This is a genomic window from Flavobacterium fructosi (assembly GCF_042787335.1).
GTDB classification, from domain to species: domain Bacteria; phylum Bacteroidota; class Bacteroidia; order Flavobacteriales; family Flavobacteriaceae; genus Flavobacterium; species Flavobacterium fructosi.
In genome coordinates this window covers 392,293-410,920 of the sequence record NZ_JBHZQA010000002.1, presented here as the reverse complement: position 1 = coordinate 410,920, position 18,628 = coordinate 392,293, and the positions used below count along the sequence as shown (strand labels likewise).

General features: G+C 32.6%; 13 protein-coding genes. All 13 read left to right on the top strand.

Annotated features, from left to right (window positions below):
- The first annotated feature begins 20 nt into the window (after positions 1–20).
- The 13 genes from ACFX5D_RS04705 (at position 21) to ACFX5D_RS04645 (ending at position 18,595) form a co-directional block, all read left to right on the top strand.
- On the top strand, positions 21–977 hold the full coding sequence (locus tag ACFX5D_RS04705; RefSeq protein WP_379857093.1) for a geranylgeranylglycerol-phosphate geranylgeranyltransferase: 957 nt from the start codon (positions 21–23) through the stop codon (positions 975–977).
- A 270-nt stretch (positions 978–1,247) separates the two neighbouring features.
- On the top strand, positions 1,248–2,156 hold the full coding sequence (locus tag ACFX5D_RS04700; protein ID WP_073205361.1) for a pseudouridine synthase: 909 nt from the start codon (positions 1,248–1,250) through the stop codon (positions 2,154–2,156).
- Between the two features lie 79 nt (positions 2,157–2,235).
- Entirely contained in the window at positions 2,236–2,598 is a 363-nt protein-coding gene (locus ACFX5D_RS04695) for a nuclear transport factor 2 family protein (RefSeq protein WP_379857092.1), read from the top strand.
- A 303-nt stretch (positions 2,599–2,901) separates the two neighbouring features.
- Positions 2,902–5,169, top strand: coding sequence for a glycoside hydrolase family 3 N-terminal domain-containing protein (locus ACFX5D_RS04690; RefSeq protein ID WP_379857091.1), 2,268 nt, complete (start codon positions 2,902–2,904; stop codon positions 5,167–5,169).
- Between the two features lie 180 nt (positions 5,170–5,349).
- Complete coding sequence (locus ACFX5D_RS04685) at positions 5,350–7,116, top strand: DUF885 domain-containing protein (RefSeq protein ID WP_379857090.1); 1,767 nt, start codon at positions 5,350–5,352, stop codon at positions 7,114–7,116.
- 67 nt (positions 7,117–7,183) lie between these two features.
- On the top strand, positions 7,184–7,807 hold the full coding sequence (locus ACFX5D_RS04680) for a hypothetical protein (RefSeq protein ID WP_379857089.1): 624 nt from the start codon (positions 7,184–7,186) through the stop codon (positions 7,805–7,807).
- A 232-nt stretch (positions 7,808–8,039) separates the two neighbouring features.
- Positions 8,040–9,359 (top strand): phage integrase SAM-like domain-containing protein, encoded by a 1,320-nt coding sequence (locus ACFX5D_RS04675; RefSeq protein ID WP_379857088.1) that lies wholly within the window; start codon positions 8,040–8,042, stop codon positions 9,357–9,359.
- Between the two features lie 219 nt (positions 9,360–9,578).
- On the top strand, positions 9,579–10,097 hold the full coding sequence (locus ACFX5D_RS04670) for a hypothetical protein (RefSeq protein WP_379857087.1): 519 nt from the start codon (positions 9,579–9,581) through the stop codon (positions 10,095–10,097).
- Positions 10,098–10,714: 617 nt separating this feature from the next.
- The gene (locus ACFX5D_RS04665; RefSeq protein ID WP_379857086.1) at positions 10,715–13,513 is read left to right on the top strand and encodes a TrlF family AAA-like ATPase; all 2,799 of its coding nucleotides are present in this window, start codon (positions 10,715–10,717) and stop codon (positions 13,511–13,513) included.
- 8 nt (positions 13,514–13,521) lie between these two features.
- A complete protein-coding gene (locus ACFX5D_RS04660; protein ID WP_379857085.1) occupies positions 13,522–13,884 on the top strand; it encodes an HD domain-containing protein in 363 nt (120 codons plus the stop codon).
- Positions 13,885–13,999: 115 nt separating this feature from the next.
- Positions 14,000–15,547: an IS21 family transposase gene (istA, locus tag ACFX5D_RS04655; protein WP_379857084.1), complete on the top strand. Its 1,548-nt coding sequence runs from the start codon at positions 14,000–14,002 to the stop codon at positions 15,545–15,547.
- 17 nt (positions 15,548–15,564) lie between these two features.
- Complete coding sequence (gene istB, locus ACFX5D_RS04650) at positions 15,565–16,302, top strand: IS21-like element helper ATPase IstB (protein ID WP_066082786.1); 738 nt, start codon at positions 15,565–15,567, stop codon at positions 16,300–16,302.
- Positions 16,303–16,513: 211 nt separating this feature from the next.
- Positions 16,514–18,595, top strand: coding sequence for a DUF262 domain-containing protein (locus ACFX5D_RS04645; protein WP_379857083.1), 2,082 nt, complete (start codon positions 16,514–16,516; stop codon positions 18,593–18,595).
- Positions 18,596–18,628 lie beyond the last annotated feature (33 nt).

Below are 18,628 nucleotides of genomic sequence, written 5' to 3'. Positions count from 1 at the left end.
ATTAAACTCGAATAATTATTATGTTAAGCAGGCAGCACAAACTTTTATTGATGAAAATGATAAGTTTGTTCTCTGTCGTACGAGGCTATAATATTCCAATAATTATTTTGGCGCAGTATCTTTCGGCTATATTTATTCTAGCTCCTGAGATCAGAGCTTTAGACATCCTGCTTGATTTCAATTTATTCCTGATTGTCTTCGCTTCCTCATTAACGATTGCTTCCGGCTACATCATTAATAATTTTTACGACAGCAAAAAAGATTTAATCAATCGCCCGAATAAATCCATGCTTGACCGCTTAGTAAGCCAGAAGACGAAGCTTACGGTTTATTTTTCTCTTAATTTCATTGTGGCCTTAATGTCAATGTTTGTGTCCTGGCGCGCTTTTTTATTCTTTTCTGCTTATATATTTTTCGTTTGGTTTTACTCTCATAAAATAAAAAAATATCCGATAATAGGGAATTTGACAGCTGCCTTGTTGGCTGTTTCGCCATTTTTTGCCATCTTGTTATATTATTACACTAAAATTTCCTTTAGCGATATCGAGGTTTATAAAAGTCAGTTTGCTGTAATTTTCGCGCATGCGACATTCTTATTTCTTTTACTTCTTGTTCGTGAAATGGTTAAAGATTTAGAGAATTTAAAAGGGGATTTAGCTAATGGCTACCAAACGATTCCAATTATATACGGCGAAGAGATCTCGAAGAAAGTAATCACTATTTTGGCTCTTTTAACCATTTTTCCAGTTTATGTTCTAATCGAAATATATGATGTAGGTTACATGGATATTTATTTTTATGTCTGTCTTATTATCCTAATTTTCTTCCTGCTTTATTTATGGAAATCCAATACCAAAGCGCAATTTTTATTGCTTCATAACGTCTTGAAATTCCTTATTGTAGCTGGGGTATTTTGTATTGTGCTTATCAATCCAAGCGTATTGTGGCATGGAAAAAGATTACTGTTGATGATATAGGTTTTTCTTCAAAAGATCATAAAAAAGGTTGAAAATAATTTCATTAAAAATTCATTAATTCCTCGATTAGGTTAGCCCCGATTAAAACGGCATCCTTTTTCTTTTTTTCTTTATAAAGAAAAAGATACAGTGGAAAGCGGGAAATAGCTACAAAAAATCAAATCAACACTACTTAATCAGCTTATTAATTAGATAGTTAGCGTTTTCTAATTGTCAAAAATCGTTTGTCAATTATATAAATACTATCTTTGCGCAAATTATTGGAATATTATGAATAACAAGGAGGGCAATAATAAGAAAAGTGGCGCTAGAGCAAATAGCTCAAGACCCAGTTCGAATAAGCCAAAACCTGCCATGCAGAAGCGCGCTCAAGGGCCAAAAAAAGTTAAAGTAAATACTAAAGTTGCCGAAGTTGCTACTGATAAAGTAGAGAAAAAACCAAATCAGGCACCAAAAAGACCAAAAGTAAAAGACGAGATTCGTTTGAATAAATATATTGCTAACTCTGGTGCGTGCTCGCGTCGTGATGCCGATATCTACATTCAATCCGGAACGGTAAAAGTAAACGGAATCCCTGTTACTGAAATGGGGTATATGGTAAAACCCGGAGATGTTGTAAATTTTGACGGTTCAACTTTGACACCGGAGAAAAAAGTATACATCTTACTGAACAAACCTAAGAACTTTACGACAGCCATGGACGAAGGTCAGGAATATCGTAATGTATTGGAATTAGTAAAAGGTTCTACAACTGCAAAAATTGGAGCTGTAGGTAGAATGGACAAGAATACAACTGGTTTGTTACTGTTCACTAACGATACGGATATGATTCGTAAATTTACTTTACCAAGTCAAAAATCATCTAAAATATACCAAGTTTCTTTAGATAAAAACCTGAAATATGAAGATTTAGAAAAGATAAACAAAGGTTTGACTCTTGATGGACACCGTGTTTTTGTAGAAGATGTAAGCTACATTGATGGAGAAGCAAAAAGTGAGATTGGATTGCAATTAAGATCATCTAACGTGAAAGTGGTTCGTAATATTTTTGAACATTTTAGTTATGATGTATTAAGAATTGACAGAGTTTCTTTTGCTGGTTTGACCAAAAAGAACTTACCAAGAGGAAACTGGCGATTGCTTACCGACCAAGAAATCATCAACTTGAAAAACGTTTAATATTTCTTTGAAATTATAAAAATAAAATCCCTTTTCGCATAAGTGAAATGGGATTTTTTTAATTAAAAAAACAACTACCATGACCCCAGAAAAATTACAGTCTATTGCTTTTAAATGGTTCGAAACCTTTAACAACAAAGAATTAGAAAAACTATTGTCATTGTATGATGATGAGGCCGTGCATTTTAGTCCAAAACTAAAAATTAACAAACCCGAGACCAATGGTTTTGTCATAGGAAAACAAGCATTGCGCGACTGGTGGCAAGATGCTTTTGAACGTTTGCCTAGTTTAAACTATAAAGTCACTTCGCTTACTGCAAATGGAGATCGTGTTTTTATGGAATATCTTAGGACAGTTGATGGAGAGGATGAAATGCTTGTTGCAGAAGTACTCGATATTAAAGAAAATAAAATAATTGCTTCGCGCGTATATCACGGTTAAAATAACCTCATTTAAGTTCTTATTTTAACAATATAGAAAAACAACTCCTAAAATTCCATTCCCTTTAAAAAGGAATTGGATTTTTTTTTAAACAGACAGCTTTAAAGCAAAAACAACTTCACTTTCGGAAAACCTTTCTTTTAAAACGAAAACGTTAAGCCCTTTGAAAACAAAGGAAATAATAGGTCTGAAGTAGCGCTGTACAAAAAATAGCATATATTTAAAATCGAGCAATTAAAAATATAATTTTATTCATTAGTTTTTAAATATTCTAAAAAACCAACCAAAAGACAAACACAAAAAATGAAAAAAACAATTCTCTTACTATTTGCAATCATCCTTTACCCAAACTCTTCCTGGAGTCAAGATAGTAAAGCTCAAAAATCAGAAATCAACCAGAAAGTTTCGGAATTACTTTCTAAAATGAGCATTGAAGAAAAAATTGGGCAAATGACTCAAATTACAGTCACTAATTTTGAAGCAAAGGGCAAACCTGGCGTTTTTGACATAGCAAAATTGAGAGAAGCGATTCAAACATATCATATAGGTTCTATCTTGAATGTACCAAATCCTGGTGCACCAACAATTAAGAAATGGAACGAAGTAATTACTACAATAAGTAATGAAGCCAACAAAACAAGACTCAAAATTCCTGTGTTATACGGTATCGATGCCATCCACGGATCAAGTTATACTGCCGGCGCTACTTTGTTCCCGCAACAAATAGGAATTGCAGCAACATTTAATACTGAAATTGCCAGAAAAGGATCGGAGATTTCAGCTTATGAAACTAGAGCTTCCTCTATTCCATGGGTTTTTTCGCCAGATTTGGACTTACCTAGAAATCCTTCATGGTCAAGAATATGGGAATCTTTTGGAGAGGACGCTTATTTATCCTCTCAAATGGGCAAGGCAATGGTTGAGGGATTTGAAGGAAATAATGTGGCTTCTAAATACCATGTAGCTTCTTGTATGAAACATTTCATAGGTTATGGAAGTACTACAACTGGAAAAGATAGAACCCCAAGTATTATCCCAGAACGTGTTTTAAGACAATTTGATTTAACAATTTATCAAGCTGCAATTAAAGCCGGTGCCAAAAGCATTATGGTGAGTTCTGGCGAAATAAATGGAACTCCTGTTCACGCGAGCAAACATCTGATTACCGATATATTGAAAACAGAATTAGGATTTGAAGGCGTTGTCGTTACGGATTGGAAAGATATTATTTATTTGCATTCTCGCCATAAAGTAGCAGAGACTAATAGAGATGCCGTACGAATAGCTGTTTTGGCTGGAATTGACATGAGTATGGTACCGGAAGATTATACCTTTTATACTGATTTATTAGATTTGGTAGCCAAAGGCGAAGTCCCTGTGTCACGAATTGATGATGCCGTTTCCAGAATTTTACAAATGAAATTCAAATTAAATCTATTCCAAGATACCGTTGCTAATTTAAAGGATTATCCAAAATTTGGCTCACCGGAGTTTATCAACGAAGCTTATAATGCAGCGGCAGAATCAATTACTTTATTAAAAAATAATGACGCTGTTTTACCTTTAGCAAAAAATGAAAAAATATTAGTCACAGGTCCTACTGCGAATAGCATGAAATATTTGAATGGTGGTTGGTCCTACAACTGGCAAGGTGAAAATTCAGACACCTATGCTGCAGATAAATTTACTATTCTAGAAGCTTTACAGGACAAAGCAGGACATGAAAATGTACTTTATACACAAGGGGCAGATTTTGCTACTTTTAATGACGCCGAAATAGAAAAAGCTGTAGAATTAGGAAAAAGCGCTTCGAAAATAATTTTGTGTCTCGGGGAAAAAAATTATACCGAAACTCCTGGCGACATTAGTAATTTATACATAACCGAACCGCAATCTAGACTAGCCTTGGCTTTATCGAAACTAAACAAACCTATTATTTTAGTTTTGAACGAAGGAAGGCCACGATTAATCAGCAACTTTGAAGACAAAATGAATGCAGTTATCCAATGTTACCTGCCAGGAAACGAAGGTGCTAGAGCTTTGGCTGACATTCTTTTCGGCACCATTAATCCAAGTGGAAAATTACCATACAATTACCCAAGATACCCTAATTCATTAGAAAAATACAATAGAAAACACACCGAGAGTTTAGGGGACGAAGAGCAAAATAACGATGCTCAATATGAAAAAAGCTATTCTCCACAATTTGAATTTGGTTCCGGATTATCATATACCACTTTTGCGTATTCAAATTTAAAAATAAATAAATCAGAAATAAATGATACCGATGATTTAACTGTAACTGTTGATGTAAAAAACAATGGAGAATTAGCCGGAAAAGAAGCGGTTTTACTTTATTTATCTGATAATTATGCCAGTATTACTCCTGAAGTAAAAGCATTAAAAAGATTTACAAAAATTAGTTTAGCGCCAAATGAAACAAAAACTATAATCTTCACTTTGAATCAGAAAGATTTACAGTTTGTCAACAATGACTTGAAATGGATATCCGAAAAAGGAACATTCAAAATACAAATTGAGAAACTTACAAAAGAGTTTTTGTTAAAATAAAATTGCATTTAAATAACGATTAAAGAAAAGCTTCTCGATGTAAGAAGCTTTTTTAATTATAGGCAAGACCCATCCAGAAACCAAAAACAACTAATAGTTGGATAGCAAAAATTCAAATATATTTGAATTATAATCAGTTTTTTTAATAAATTAGCTACAACTATTTAACAATCAATCATTATGAGAAAAATAACTATTGTTTTTATTACTTCAATTATTTCATTAGTACTGGTAAACTGTAAATCCAACGAAAAAAAAGAAGATTTTAGTACCTTGACAGAAAATTATTTTGATGATAAAAATGCACTGGATCCTTTGAGCGCAACACAAAATGGTCAAAACGAATATAACGATCAGTTGCAATTTGAAATGACGGATAGTTATAGAAAATCCCAAGCCGTATTTTTTGACAAATATGAAAAAGCATTGCAAGATATTGATGAAACGAAACTTTCTGAAGAAGAAAAAAATAGCTACAAAATCATTAAATGGGAAGTAGGGATAGGAAAAAAATTGCTAAAGCAGCCTACTAATTTAATGCCAATTCATCAGTTTTGGGGAACACACTTGACAATGGGACAATTTGCCGGAGGAACAAGTGCACAGCCTTTTAAAACAGAGAAAGACTATACCAATTTCTTAACGAGGATGGATAAGTATTCTGTTTGGATTGATTCGGCCATGATTTATATGAAAAAAGGAATCAAACAAGGTATTGTCATACCAAAAGCGTTAACCGTAAAGTTAATACCTCAATTTGAAGAAATGGCAACCTCAAAAATAGAAGATAATTTATTTTATTCGGCTATAAAATTAATGCCAACCACTTTCTCCGATGCGGTAAAAAAAGATTTTACAGAAAAGTATACTGCCCTAATTAATGATAAATTGATTCCGCAGCATAAAAAAATGACTGAATTCCTGAAAAATGAATACCTCCCTGCGTCGAGAACTACAAGCGGAATAGGAGTTTTTCCTTTTGGAAAAGAACTATATGCTACTTATGTAAAACAATGGACCACTACTGAAATGACTCCTGAGGAAATCCATGAATTGGGATTAAAAGAAGTCGCTAGAATAAATGCCGAAATGGAAAAGGTAAAAACTCAAGTTGGGTTTAAAGGTACTTTATTAGCGTTTTTTGAGGAAGTTCGAAATAAAAAGGAATTAAAACCTTTTAAAAAACCCGAAGAAGTTATTGCCAATTTCCAACGTATTTATGCTCGCATAAAACCGAACGTGAACCAATTATTTTCGTTGCAACCTAAAACAAAATTTGAAATTAGAAGAACGGAAGCTTTTAGAGAAAAAACTTCCAGTGCTGAATATATGCAAGGTACTGCAGATGGTTCGCGTCCCGGTATTTTTTATGTACCAATACCAGATGTAGTTAATTATAATCTGTACGGAGATGAAGATTTGTTTTTGCATGAAGCCATTCCTGGACATCACTTTCAAATTTCCTTGCAACAAGAAAACAATAGTCTTCCAAATTTCAGGAAATTCAATTGGTTTGGTGCTTATGGTGAAGGCTGGGCTTTGTATACGGAAAGTTTAGGTAAAGAATTAGGTCTATACAAAGATCCCTATCAATATTTTGGCATGTTAGGCAACGAAATGCATAGAGCTGTCCGATTAGTTGTTGACACTGGCTTACACGCAAAAGGATGGACCAGAGAACAAGCAATCCAATATTCTCTAGCAAATGAAGCGGAGAGCGAAGCAAGTATAATTCCAGAAATAGAACGTTACATGGCAATTCCTGGACAAGCTTTATCTTATAAAATCGGCCAATTGAAAATCATGGAATTGCGCAAAAAAGCGCAGGATAAAATGGGAACCAAGTTTGACATTAAAAAATTCCATGAAAAAGTATTGGAATCCGGAGTAATGCCATTGGCCCTATTAGAAAATAAAATTAATGCTTGGATAACTGAAGCTAAATAAAAATGAAAAAATTACTATTCAACGGCTTATTACTATTTTCTATCGTTTCTATGTTAATGCTCAGGCAATGTTTGAAAAAATTGCCCCTTACTCTAGTGGAGTCCTCTTTAGAAATCCAAATTTCGACAATCGCGATTTCGTTAAAATCGAAGGTTCACAATACCTGAACGAAGACTATAAATTGGCTGAAGTTTCCGGGGTCACTAAAAAACTACTAGTGCGCTACAATGCTATGGCGGATGTAATAGAGGTTCAAGATGAGGGCATGAAAGAGTTTTTACTGACTAAACAAAGTCCTTATCACACGATTACTATAATTTCGAATCCAAATAAAATTAAACTTTTAAACTACAAGAATAAGCAGGGGGAAGTTTATGGATACTTATCAGAATTACACAATAAAAACAATGTTATTCTATATAGAAGAGATAAAATTATACTCCAGAAAGCCTTAGAAGCCAGAACGACATATCAAGAAGCTGTACCTCAAAAATTTGTCAAAATTGACGACGAATACTATTTGAATTTAAAAAATGATATGGCTGTAGCAATACCAAAAAACAAGAAAGAACTTCAAAACCTTTTTCCGATGAAAAAAGAAGAAATTGCAGTTTATCTCAAGGATAACAAATTCTCTTTAAAGGATGAAAAGAGTATAATTGAAATGGTAAAATTCATTTCTAGGTTATAACAAAAAAAAAAGCTTCTCGATTGAGAAGCTTTTTTTGTGCGGATAATAGAAGTCCAATCCTAGTTTAGATAAGATTAATTACATTCGGATATTCTAATTTAAGCCAACAAATATAACATATTACAGCTTTATTTAATCAAACTGAATTTCGTCTAATTAAGTAAAATTAAGTCATAATGGGGTATTTATTGGGGGAATTAAAATAATCAGTATATTTGAAAAAAGATAAATTATGGCAACAGGAAGCTATCGAATAAAAACAGCAAATGATTTAAATAGCATTTACTATCGATTCAAACAGGGTAATCAATTTGATGTTGAGATTTCGACTGGTATTCAAGTACCAAAAGGACGATGGAGTGTGAGCAAAGAACAAGTTTTATCAACTTTAGAAGTTGAAGTTGATAAAATAAATATAAAACTAAAAGAACTAAATGTATTTGTAAACGCAGAGTACAATGCTACGAAAATTGGAGGTAAAACGGTTTTAATTACTAGTAAGTGGCTTAAAGAAAAGATGGCTTTTTGTTTTAAGCATGGTTCTAAATCAAAAAAAGTAAACGAACAAATATTTTTCACAAACTTTATTACAAAATTCATCGAAGATTCTCTTAAAAGGAAAACAAAAAATAATACACCAATAAAGAAGCGTACAATTCAACACTACCAGACAACTCTAAATAAGATTGAAGATTTTGAGAAATATATTGGTTCGAAGGTAAACTTAGATGGGGTTGATATTGACTTTCATACTCATTTTGTTCATTATTTAGAAACCATAGTCGTATTAAATCCTAATACGATTGGAGGATATATCGATGATATAAAGTTATTTTGCAGATCAGCCATACTTAAAAAACATGTTATTTCTATGGAATTTAAAGAGCAACAATTTTATAGTCCTTCAAATTCGACACAAGACATCTATCTTAAGGAAGAAGAAATAATAGAGATTTATAGTACTGAATACAAACAGGATTATCTTGACAACGCAAGAGATTGGTTTATTATAGGACTTCGAACTGGCCTAAGGGTTTCGGATCTACTTGGTCTTACACGAAAAAGTATAGATGACGGATTTATACAGCTTCGCAATAAAAAAACAGATTTTCCTGTTATAATCCCAATACACGGCAATGTTAGTAAAATTCTAGAAAAAAGAAATGGATTATTTCCTCGGAAGATTAGCGATACTAACTTCAATCTTTATATTAAAGAAGTTGCAAAGATTGCAGGTTTAACCGAAATGACTAAGGGGGGTAAAATTTCAGAAAAAATCATTGAAATAAACGGTAAAAAAGAAACCATGCATCGGAAAGTTGTTGGAGAGTACCCAAAAAATGAATTAGTATCAAGTCATATTTGCCGAAGAACATTTGCAACGTTGCTTTATGGCAAAATTGATACACTAACCATTATGAAGATAACGGGGCATCAAACAGAAAAACAATTTCTTGCATACGTCAAAATTACACCAAAAGAATACGCTGAAAAGTTAAAAGCTTATTGGAGATTAATGGATCAGCTGGTAATGTCAAGTACTTCAATTTAATTTGATCAAGTCCCCCATAGATATTCAGACGAAAGCACCTACCATTCCGCAAACAGGACACCATATTCCAAGGTAATGTGAACACCTCTTTCCGGACAAAGCAAAAAAAAATTAGCAATACCCAGATTTAACAACGCCCCCCTAGCCGAGTCTTTGCTGAATTTTATGACCAACTTGAAATGAAACATAACGAACAATATAAAAGACCGAAAATATATATTGGTAGCATTTACTATTCCATTAATATTCGATCAATCGCCTGTTCCCATCATTGCAGCAAAAATCAATTTCGCGATTAATGAAGCAATTCTAGATCCATTTTTTTACCATGCGTTAAATAATAAAAAAATCAAATCTCTTGATGATCTAGACGGAGAATGTTTGGAAGGATTGCTTAACAGTAATAAAAATCAAATCGAAATTTGGTTAGATCGTAAAAAAGTACAAAAACTAAAAGTCAATGATTTAATTGACGACTTATTGTTATTTCCGTTATATAAAACTGAACATAGGATTAAAGACATGAATGAATGCGGTCTTTATGCTCTACGCAAAGACATTGGCTTAATCGGACAATATGAAACTTATATTGAAAAATTTAATATTGACAATTTAAAATTCCAACTACTTTTAGTTAATGATATTTTATTGATTGAAGGTGTTGTTTATGAGAATGAAAAGTTGGAAATAACAAAAAAAGATACTGTTACAACTCAACAATATGTTTATGAAATATAACTTAAAATTAGTACCAGCTTAATATTACATACTTATAATGTGATGAATTGTGAAATATTCTTTGATAAAACAACATACATTAAAACTTGGGATAAAAACAGAATCTAGTTCAGGAACGGCTATATCCGGATAGACAATCCATATCTTCATATTGTATAAATATCATCACACATTTTATATAATGGTGCTCGCCAACTTCAATTTAAATCTTCTATAATACCGGTGGCTATAACCATAAGCGACATTATAACATAAATACGAATAAAAAAATTTATTGCAGATAAAACCATCCTTAAAACGGTCTTGTGTCCCCAACCTACTCGATTATCATTAATATTTATATAATGACGGTTGACGCTAAGTTATATAGCTTTAACACAATTTGTATAACTATTTCTTCAGTAAAGTCCTATATTAAATTTAAATAACTATTTTGGTATTCTATTTTAAATATTAAAATACAATGCAACTATTCAGCTAGGTTTTAAAAAAATATTTGTAGCAATAAGACCCGAAGACTCTTTTATAAGTCTATAAAAAAATAGTAAGCAATTATCCATGGTAAGAATAAGTATTAGTTATAAATAAATTTCAACCATTAATAGATTAATAATTAAATGATACGTATTCAATACAAAGGAACAAGATGGTTTAAGTGCGATTTGCATTTGCACACTACCGCAAGTGCATGTTTTCAAGAACAAACAATCACCGCTGAGGCTTGGGTCAATAGAGCAATTGAACAGGGTTTAAACTGTGTTGCGGTGACGGATCATAATACAGGATTAAGCATTAATGATATAAAAGCTGCAGCTTTGGGTACAGGCCTTATTGTTTTTCCAGGTGTAGAAATTACATGTGACACGTCCAAAATTCATATTTTAATATTGTTTGATGTTAACAAAACAACAGATGATATCAATGACTTTTTGATAAAGTGTGGTATTAATAGAGACGATTTTGGAAAACAGGATACACATACATCTAAAAATATTTTTGATGTTGCTGAAATTGGTAATAATGATGGAGCATTAGTTATTCCAGCACATATTGATGAATACAATGGCTTAGGATCAATCAGTGTTGCAAATATTAAAAAGTTTTACGATTTAGATTATATTAATGCTGTTCAGGTGGTTCATAAAGATTTTACAAGTCGCTCACTTGTTACTGCTGGAAATGCAGAGTTAAAAACTTCACTTAATGATTACTATAGTAATCCTACACCAGCTATAGATGAAGCAACTATTAAAGAATGGCACACCCCAGTAAAGTACGCTTTAGATTCAAATTTAGCGATCCTTACGTTTTCTGACAATCCACATGAACCAAAAAACTCAAAACATGGTCTTTGGGGTATAGGTTCGCATTTTACTTGGATTAAAATGGATGAAGTGCCTACTTTAGAAGGATTAAGACAAGCTTTTCTTTTACCCGAATTTAGAATTAAAAATGAATTTGATAGCCCAAGTTTGCCATATCAAATGCCTGATTTATGGATAAAGTCAATTCAAATTTCTAATACTGAAATCACACACGGAACCGAGCCGTTAAAGCTAGATTTTAGCCCGCAACTAAATACAATAATTGGTGGTCGAGGAAGTGGTAAATCTAGTGTTTTAAGATTTCTACGAGGTCTATTTAATAGAACAGCGGATTTGATGGAATTAAATGAAATCATGAACGATCATAATGATTTCTATAAGAGACAAAGTAGCAAAAACAAAAAAGGTATTCTTAATGAAAATTCAATAATTGAAATTGAATTTATTCGGAATAAACTCTTGCATAAATTCAAATCATCCGATATTACCAATTCACAAAATCAAAAAATTGAAATCGTTCGACAAGATACTGACACTGGCGAATGGGAGTTAATAACAGATATTGGATATTCAGATTTTTTTGAATTTGAACATTATTCTCAGAAACAAATTTACGAAATAGCCCAAGAACCCAATGCTCTTCGTGAAAGAATTGACAGTGCTATTGAAGGAGTGGAAAAGTTAAAATCAGATCGTGAAATAGTACGTAATCTATTTCTAGAAAAATCTGCTTCTATTAGAACAGCGGATTCGTTGGTCGCTGGAAAAGGAAAAATCGAAACAACTATTAAAGATTTAGACACTAGTATTAAAAAACTACAACAAAGTGGTATCGCAGATATTTTAACAGCTAAGGAAAAATTTAATACTCATGAAGATGTATTCACATCTTTTACAAGTGAACTTACCACCAGAGAGGAATCGCTTGAAAGTTTATTAGAACCATTAGAGCTTCCAGATATTGATTTTAATAAATTTGAATTAAAGCATTCTGTTGAATTGGCAATTGCTTCAAAATCTGTTATTGAAGGAATGAGCATCATTAAAGATGAAATTGAAAAACAAAAATTAGCCATCGCGAAACTTAGATTAGACTTCGAAACAGCTGTTGCTGCTTCAACTTGGAAAATAGATTTTACAGCTAATAAAACTAGTTTTGAGGCAAAAAAACTTGAACTAGAAGCTGATGGAATTAATGATATAGCAAATTTTGAAAAGTTTACTATTGATAAAAATGCTTTGGAAATTGAATTACAATCTATAAATGATAAAGAAGCAGAACGAGTAATTGAAGTTCGTCAAAGATCTGAAATGCAAGAGGGATATCTAGATATATCTAAAGAAATTTCAAGGAAACGTAAGGAATTTGTTACCGCTACTCTTCATGATGATAAAATAAAAATCAACATTAAGTCGCTAAGGAATAGAAATGATTATATACAACGATTAAGATTCATTCTTCAAAAAGATACAGAATTTGAAAAAGATTTAGAAGCTTTAGCGGATAAGTGTTTCTACGGAAATGTTGAAACCAATATTGTACAGGTTCGAAAAATATTTGTGGATCTAAAAAATGGTTTAGATGTTGAAGGAATTTCTGGCTATTTTAAAGGGTTAGTTGGTAGAATTTCAAATGCTCAAATTGATGAAATTGAACTTCTTTTTCCAGAAGATGATATTGAGGTTCAATATAAACCGAATCCAGCAGCTACATTTAAATCTCTTTCAACGGCATCCGCTGGACAAAAAACAACCGCAATTTTGACATTTATACTTTCTTATGGGAAATCACCTCTTATTTTGGATCAACCAGAAGATGATTTAGATAACAGATTAGTTTATGAACTTATTGTTGATAGATTAAAACAAGCAAAAAATCAAAGGCAAATTATTGTAGTTACACACAATGCCAATATTCCAGTCAATGGAGATGCTGAATTTATTATTTCAATGAATTCAGAAAGCAAAGCATTAGAAGTACTGTATTCCGGAACAGTTGAACAACCACATATTAAAAAAGAAATTTGTGATGTAATGGAAGGAACTGAACAGGCTTTTGATATGCGATCAAAAAGATATAAACAAATTTGACAGAAAGAATGACAGACGATTATAACGATATATTTTTACCTAGACTCGAACAAAGCGAAATCTATTCTACTTTAAAGAAAAAATGCAAAGGAAAAGACAGTAAGGTAATCGGTCTCATTGATGACGCGGTATACTATGCATATCAGCGCACAAAAACTATAATCACTCATATGGGTGAATACACTTTGCATGATAGTGATCATCTTTTTAGAGTACTTCATATAATGGAGAGATTGCTACTTAAAAAGAATATTAAGCAACTTTCTATTCCAGAATTAATGCTTTTAATTTTAAGTGCTTTTTTGGAAAAACCGGTCAAATTGACCACCCAATTCCAGTGCAAATTGACCACCAGTTTCGGAGCAAACTGACCACCACTTTCCAGTCCAAATTGACCACCTAAATTTGAGGTACAATTAACCATTAAAAACTACTAACTTTTTCATGTTGTTAGCACCATACATTCGTTAAAAAAAAACACGGATTATGGCAAACAAAATAACAGACATGAGTAAAATTAGAAAAGCAATTAAGTTCTACTGTAACGGAAAAAGTAAGTTATTCATAAGTAAGTATTTATCTCTTTCTAGAAATACGGTAAAGAAGTATATTTCTTTATTTGAAGTGCTAGGATTAAGTTTTGAAGTAATTAGTGAAAAAACTGATGCTGAGTTAGAACTTTTATTCTCACACACTACCGTGGAATCAATCAGTCCCAAACTGCAGATTCTATATGATTTTTTTCCTAAAATGGAACGCGAACTAAAAAAAGTTGGCGTTACCATACAGCACATGTTGGAGCAATATATTGCACTAAATCCTAATGGTTACAGAAGCTCGCAATTTGGACATCATTATAAAACATGGGGCAAACGAGTCAATCCAGTGATGCACATGAATCACAAAACGGGTGATAAAATGTATGTGGATTATGCTGGAAAAACACTCTCCATCATTGATAAAGACACGGGAGAAATTAAAGAAGTACAATTTTTTGTAGCCATATTAGGAGCCAGTCAATACACCTATGCCGAAGCTTCCATGAGCCAACAAAAGGAAGATTTTGTTACATCGGTAGAAAATGCTATGCGTTTCTTTGAAGGCACTCCTGCGGCAATTGTTCCCGATAATTTAAAATCGGCAGTAATAAAAAGTAGTCGTTTTGAACCAACAATCAATGAAACCTTGGCTGATTTAGCCGAGCATTACCAGACTACAATCTTGCCTGCCAGGGCTTATAAACCCCGAGACAAATCATTGGTTGAAGGAGCCGTTAAGATATTGTATCGAAGGATTTATGTAAACCTAAAAGAAACTAAATTCTTTTCTCTGGAAGAATTAAACCAGCAAATATGGGATTTATTGGATGCTCATAACAGTCGAAAACTCACAGGACGTCCTTATTCTCGTATAGAATTATTTTTAGAAGATGAGAAGCAAAAACTAAGTCCATTACCACAAGAACGTTTTGAAATCAAATACCAATCCTTTGCAACAGTGATGCAAAACGGACATGTTCAATTAAGTCAGGACAAAAATTACTACAGTGTTCCCTATCAATACGTCAAGAAAAAAGCGAAACTATTGTATACCAAATCAACGGTAGAGATCTATCACAAATACAATCGAATAGCCATCCATCCAAGGAATTACAAACCGTATATCTATACCACAATCCCGGAACATATGGCTAGCACGCATCAATTTGTAGCCCAGTGGAGTGCTGCCCGCTTCATTGATTGGGCCAGTAGTATTGACGAGTCAGTAGCAGAATATATTATGCAAATAATCGAAAGTAGAAACCATCCTGAACAGGCCTATAAAAGTTGCTTAGGAATATTAAACTTCGAAAAAAAGGTAGGGAAAGAACGATTAATAAATGCCTGTAAACGGGCACTTGATTTTAAAATTTACAATTTTAAGACCATTCAAAATATTTTAGAAAACAACTTAGATCATATTGAATTTGAACAAGAACCCGAGCAAGAACTCCCTATTCACGGTAATATCAGAGGAAAACACTATTATAATTAAATTAAAACACAGTAATCATGAATGAATCCACAGCAACAAAAATGAAACAAATGAAGCTTTACGGCATGCATAATGCTTTTAAAACTGCCATTGAAAGCGGAAAAACCGACCATTACACACTCGATCAGTTTGTATCGATGCTTATTGATGCCGAATGGGATGAAAGGCACAATCGGCGTATTGCCCGCAGTATCACCAATGCCCGATTCCATTACAAATCAAATATTGAAAGTATCAATTTTGACCAAACCCGTAATCTGGATCGAAACACCATACTACGTCTGGCAGAATGTGAATTTGTCGAAAAAAATGAAAACATTTTAATCACAGGAAGTACCGGTGTTGGCAAAAGTTATTTAGGCACCGCATTAGGTTATCAAGCCTGTATCCAAGGTTTTAAAGTAAGTTATTTTAATACTTCGAAGCTGTTTGCTAAATTAAAAATGGCCAAAGCAGATGGTTCTTACCTGAGAGAATTGGCCAAAATAGAACGGCAAGATGTTATTATATTAGACGATTTTGGACTCCAAGCTTTAGATAGCAGTAATCGAATTACCCTTTTAGAGATCATTGAAGACAGACATAATAACGGTTCTATTATTGTAACCTCACAAATCCCAGTGCAAGGCTGGTATGACATCATTGGAGAAAAAACCATAGCTGATGCCATTTTGGATAGACTCATACATCAATCTCATCGACTCGAATTACATGGAGAATCTATGAGAAAAAAAAGAGGGATAAACAAAGGGTAATATTTAAGTATATTTGAATACTAATTAACAGATGAAAAAGAGTAGTTTTTAATGAAAAATGGGGTGGTCATTTTGCTCCGGAATTGGGTGGTCATTTTGAATTGGAATCAGGTGCTCACTTTAAATTGGAATTGGGTGGTCAATATCACTGGAATTTGCATGAGGTACTCAATGCAGGACAGTTAAAGAAATATTTAAACGCTGATTGGTAATGGATTTAAAATCAATACATGAGATTTTCACGAATAGAATTCTTAGAATTCCTGCTTACCAACGTGGTTTTGCATGGACAAACAACAAAACGGTAGATATAAATTCTAAAGAACCTTTAAAAAATATAAAAGGACAGTTAAAAGACTTATGGGACGATTTAATTAATATTCCACAAGGGAAATGGCACTACACAGGTTTATTGACCTTAGTAGAAACTAAACCTTGCGAATATAGTTGGTTACCTAACTTTAAACAATATGCTATTGTAGATGGCCAGCAGCGTATAACTTCCATTTTAATATTGTTAAGTGTTCTTATTGAAAAGGCAAAAGAGCAGAATATTGTATTAGGTATTAGAGAAGGTGATGTAGAGATGCAATACTTGTATCTAAATAAAGGGGTTAATGCTTATGTTTTTGGATATGAGAAAGATAACCCAAGTGATAAGTTTTTCAGAAAACATGTCTTGTGTCTGGATGAAGTGGAAGACGATAGCCAAGAGAGTACATACACTGAAAATCTTTTAAAAGCAAAAAACTTTTTCAAAGCGATGGTAACCTTGTTTCTACAAGATCCTGATAATACCATTCTAAAGCTTTTTAATAAAGTGACTAGTCAGTTAAAGCTAAACGAATATGTTTTGCCAGAAGAACTGGATGAGTATGTCGTATTTGAAACAATGAATAACAGAGGAAAACCTTTGTCTCAACTAGAAAAACTCAAGAATAGATTATTGTACTTAAATGATAAGTATCATTCTTCAGAAGAAGTGTCAAAAGAAGAAGTATTACTAAACCAAGCTAAAAAAGACCAGTTAGAAATAGCTGTAAATAAAGCATGGATAACCATTTACAAATCATTAGGTCAAAATAAAACACATCCACTAAGTGATGAAGATTTTATTAAAAACCATTGGATTGTGTACTTCAATAAATATAGTCGTGATGAAGCTAATGTTTATGCTAATTTTTTGTTTGATGAATATTTTACATTAGAGCGTGTTTACAATCAAAGTTTAACTAGAGAAGAAATTGAAAAGTATATTAAATCGCTTCAACTTTGTTCGATTTGGTGGAATAAACTTCACAACATTAAGTATTTCAGTGAGGAAGAAAAGATTGTTAGAAACGCCATCCAAGGCATTCATCAAGTAGGTTTGAAAGCCTCGTTCAAGCCATTACTTTTAGCAATTTTAAGTAGAAGCGATAGAAATGCATTCGTAGATTCAATAAAAACACTCGAGAAGTATAGCTTCAAATTATTTGATCTTTCAGACAAAAGAGGAAATACGGGAGATAGTAAAATTTACAGTCTTGCTCATGAAGTATACAGGAACAAAAGAGATAACACTGTAACGAAAACAGAATTAGAATTATATACATCTTGGTACTACCGTTTTAATTTATTTGTAAACCAAAGTTATGAGCTTTTTGATTTAGGGAACAAAACAGGTTTCTATAAATGGTCCGGTAGATTTTATTTATTGTATCAATATGACAAATATTTAAGAAAGGAAAACAAAACATCTACTCAAAGTAGCACTATTATTTGGAGCGATTTTGTTAAAAATGACAGCATAGAACATATATATCCTCAAAGTGCAACCGTAAGTTTAACAACCTATGCGAGCCATAAAGAAAAAGAAGAATCAGAAGTAGAGGAAAGCTATAATAAAATTCAAAGCAACTGGAGTAGTTTTACTAAATATTCCCCTTCACAAAGAAAAAAACTAGCAAATAGCTTAGGGAACTTATTAGCCATATCTTCAAGTGATAATTCATCATTACAAAATGATAAGTTTTTATTTAAAGTAGATCAAAGTAACAAAGGAGAAAGTTACCTGAAACGAGGTTATAAATACGACTCTATGAGCGCAATGATAGTGTCTAATGAAGAAGATTGGACACCAGAGAAAGTATTAGGTAGAGGTTTAGATATGTTGAGTTTTTTATGTAAATTCATTGGTGAGGATTATAACAGTTTGACTGACGAAACAAAGTACAAAGTGTTAGGTTTAGATTTTATGCTTAAAAAAGAAGATGAAGCATCAAAAAACATTCTAATTTTGTCGCAAAAATAGCCTATATTTGCGACAATATAAAAAATAAAGTAC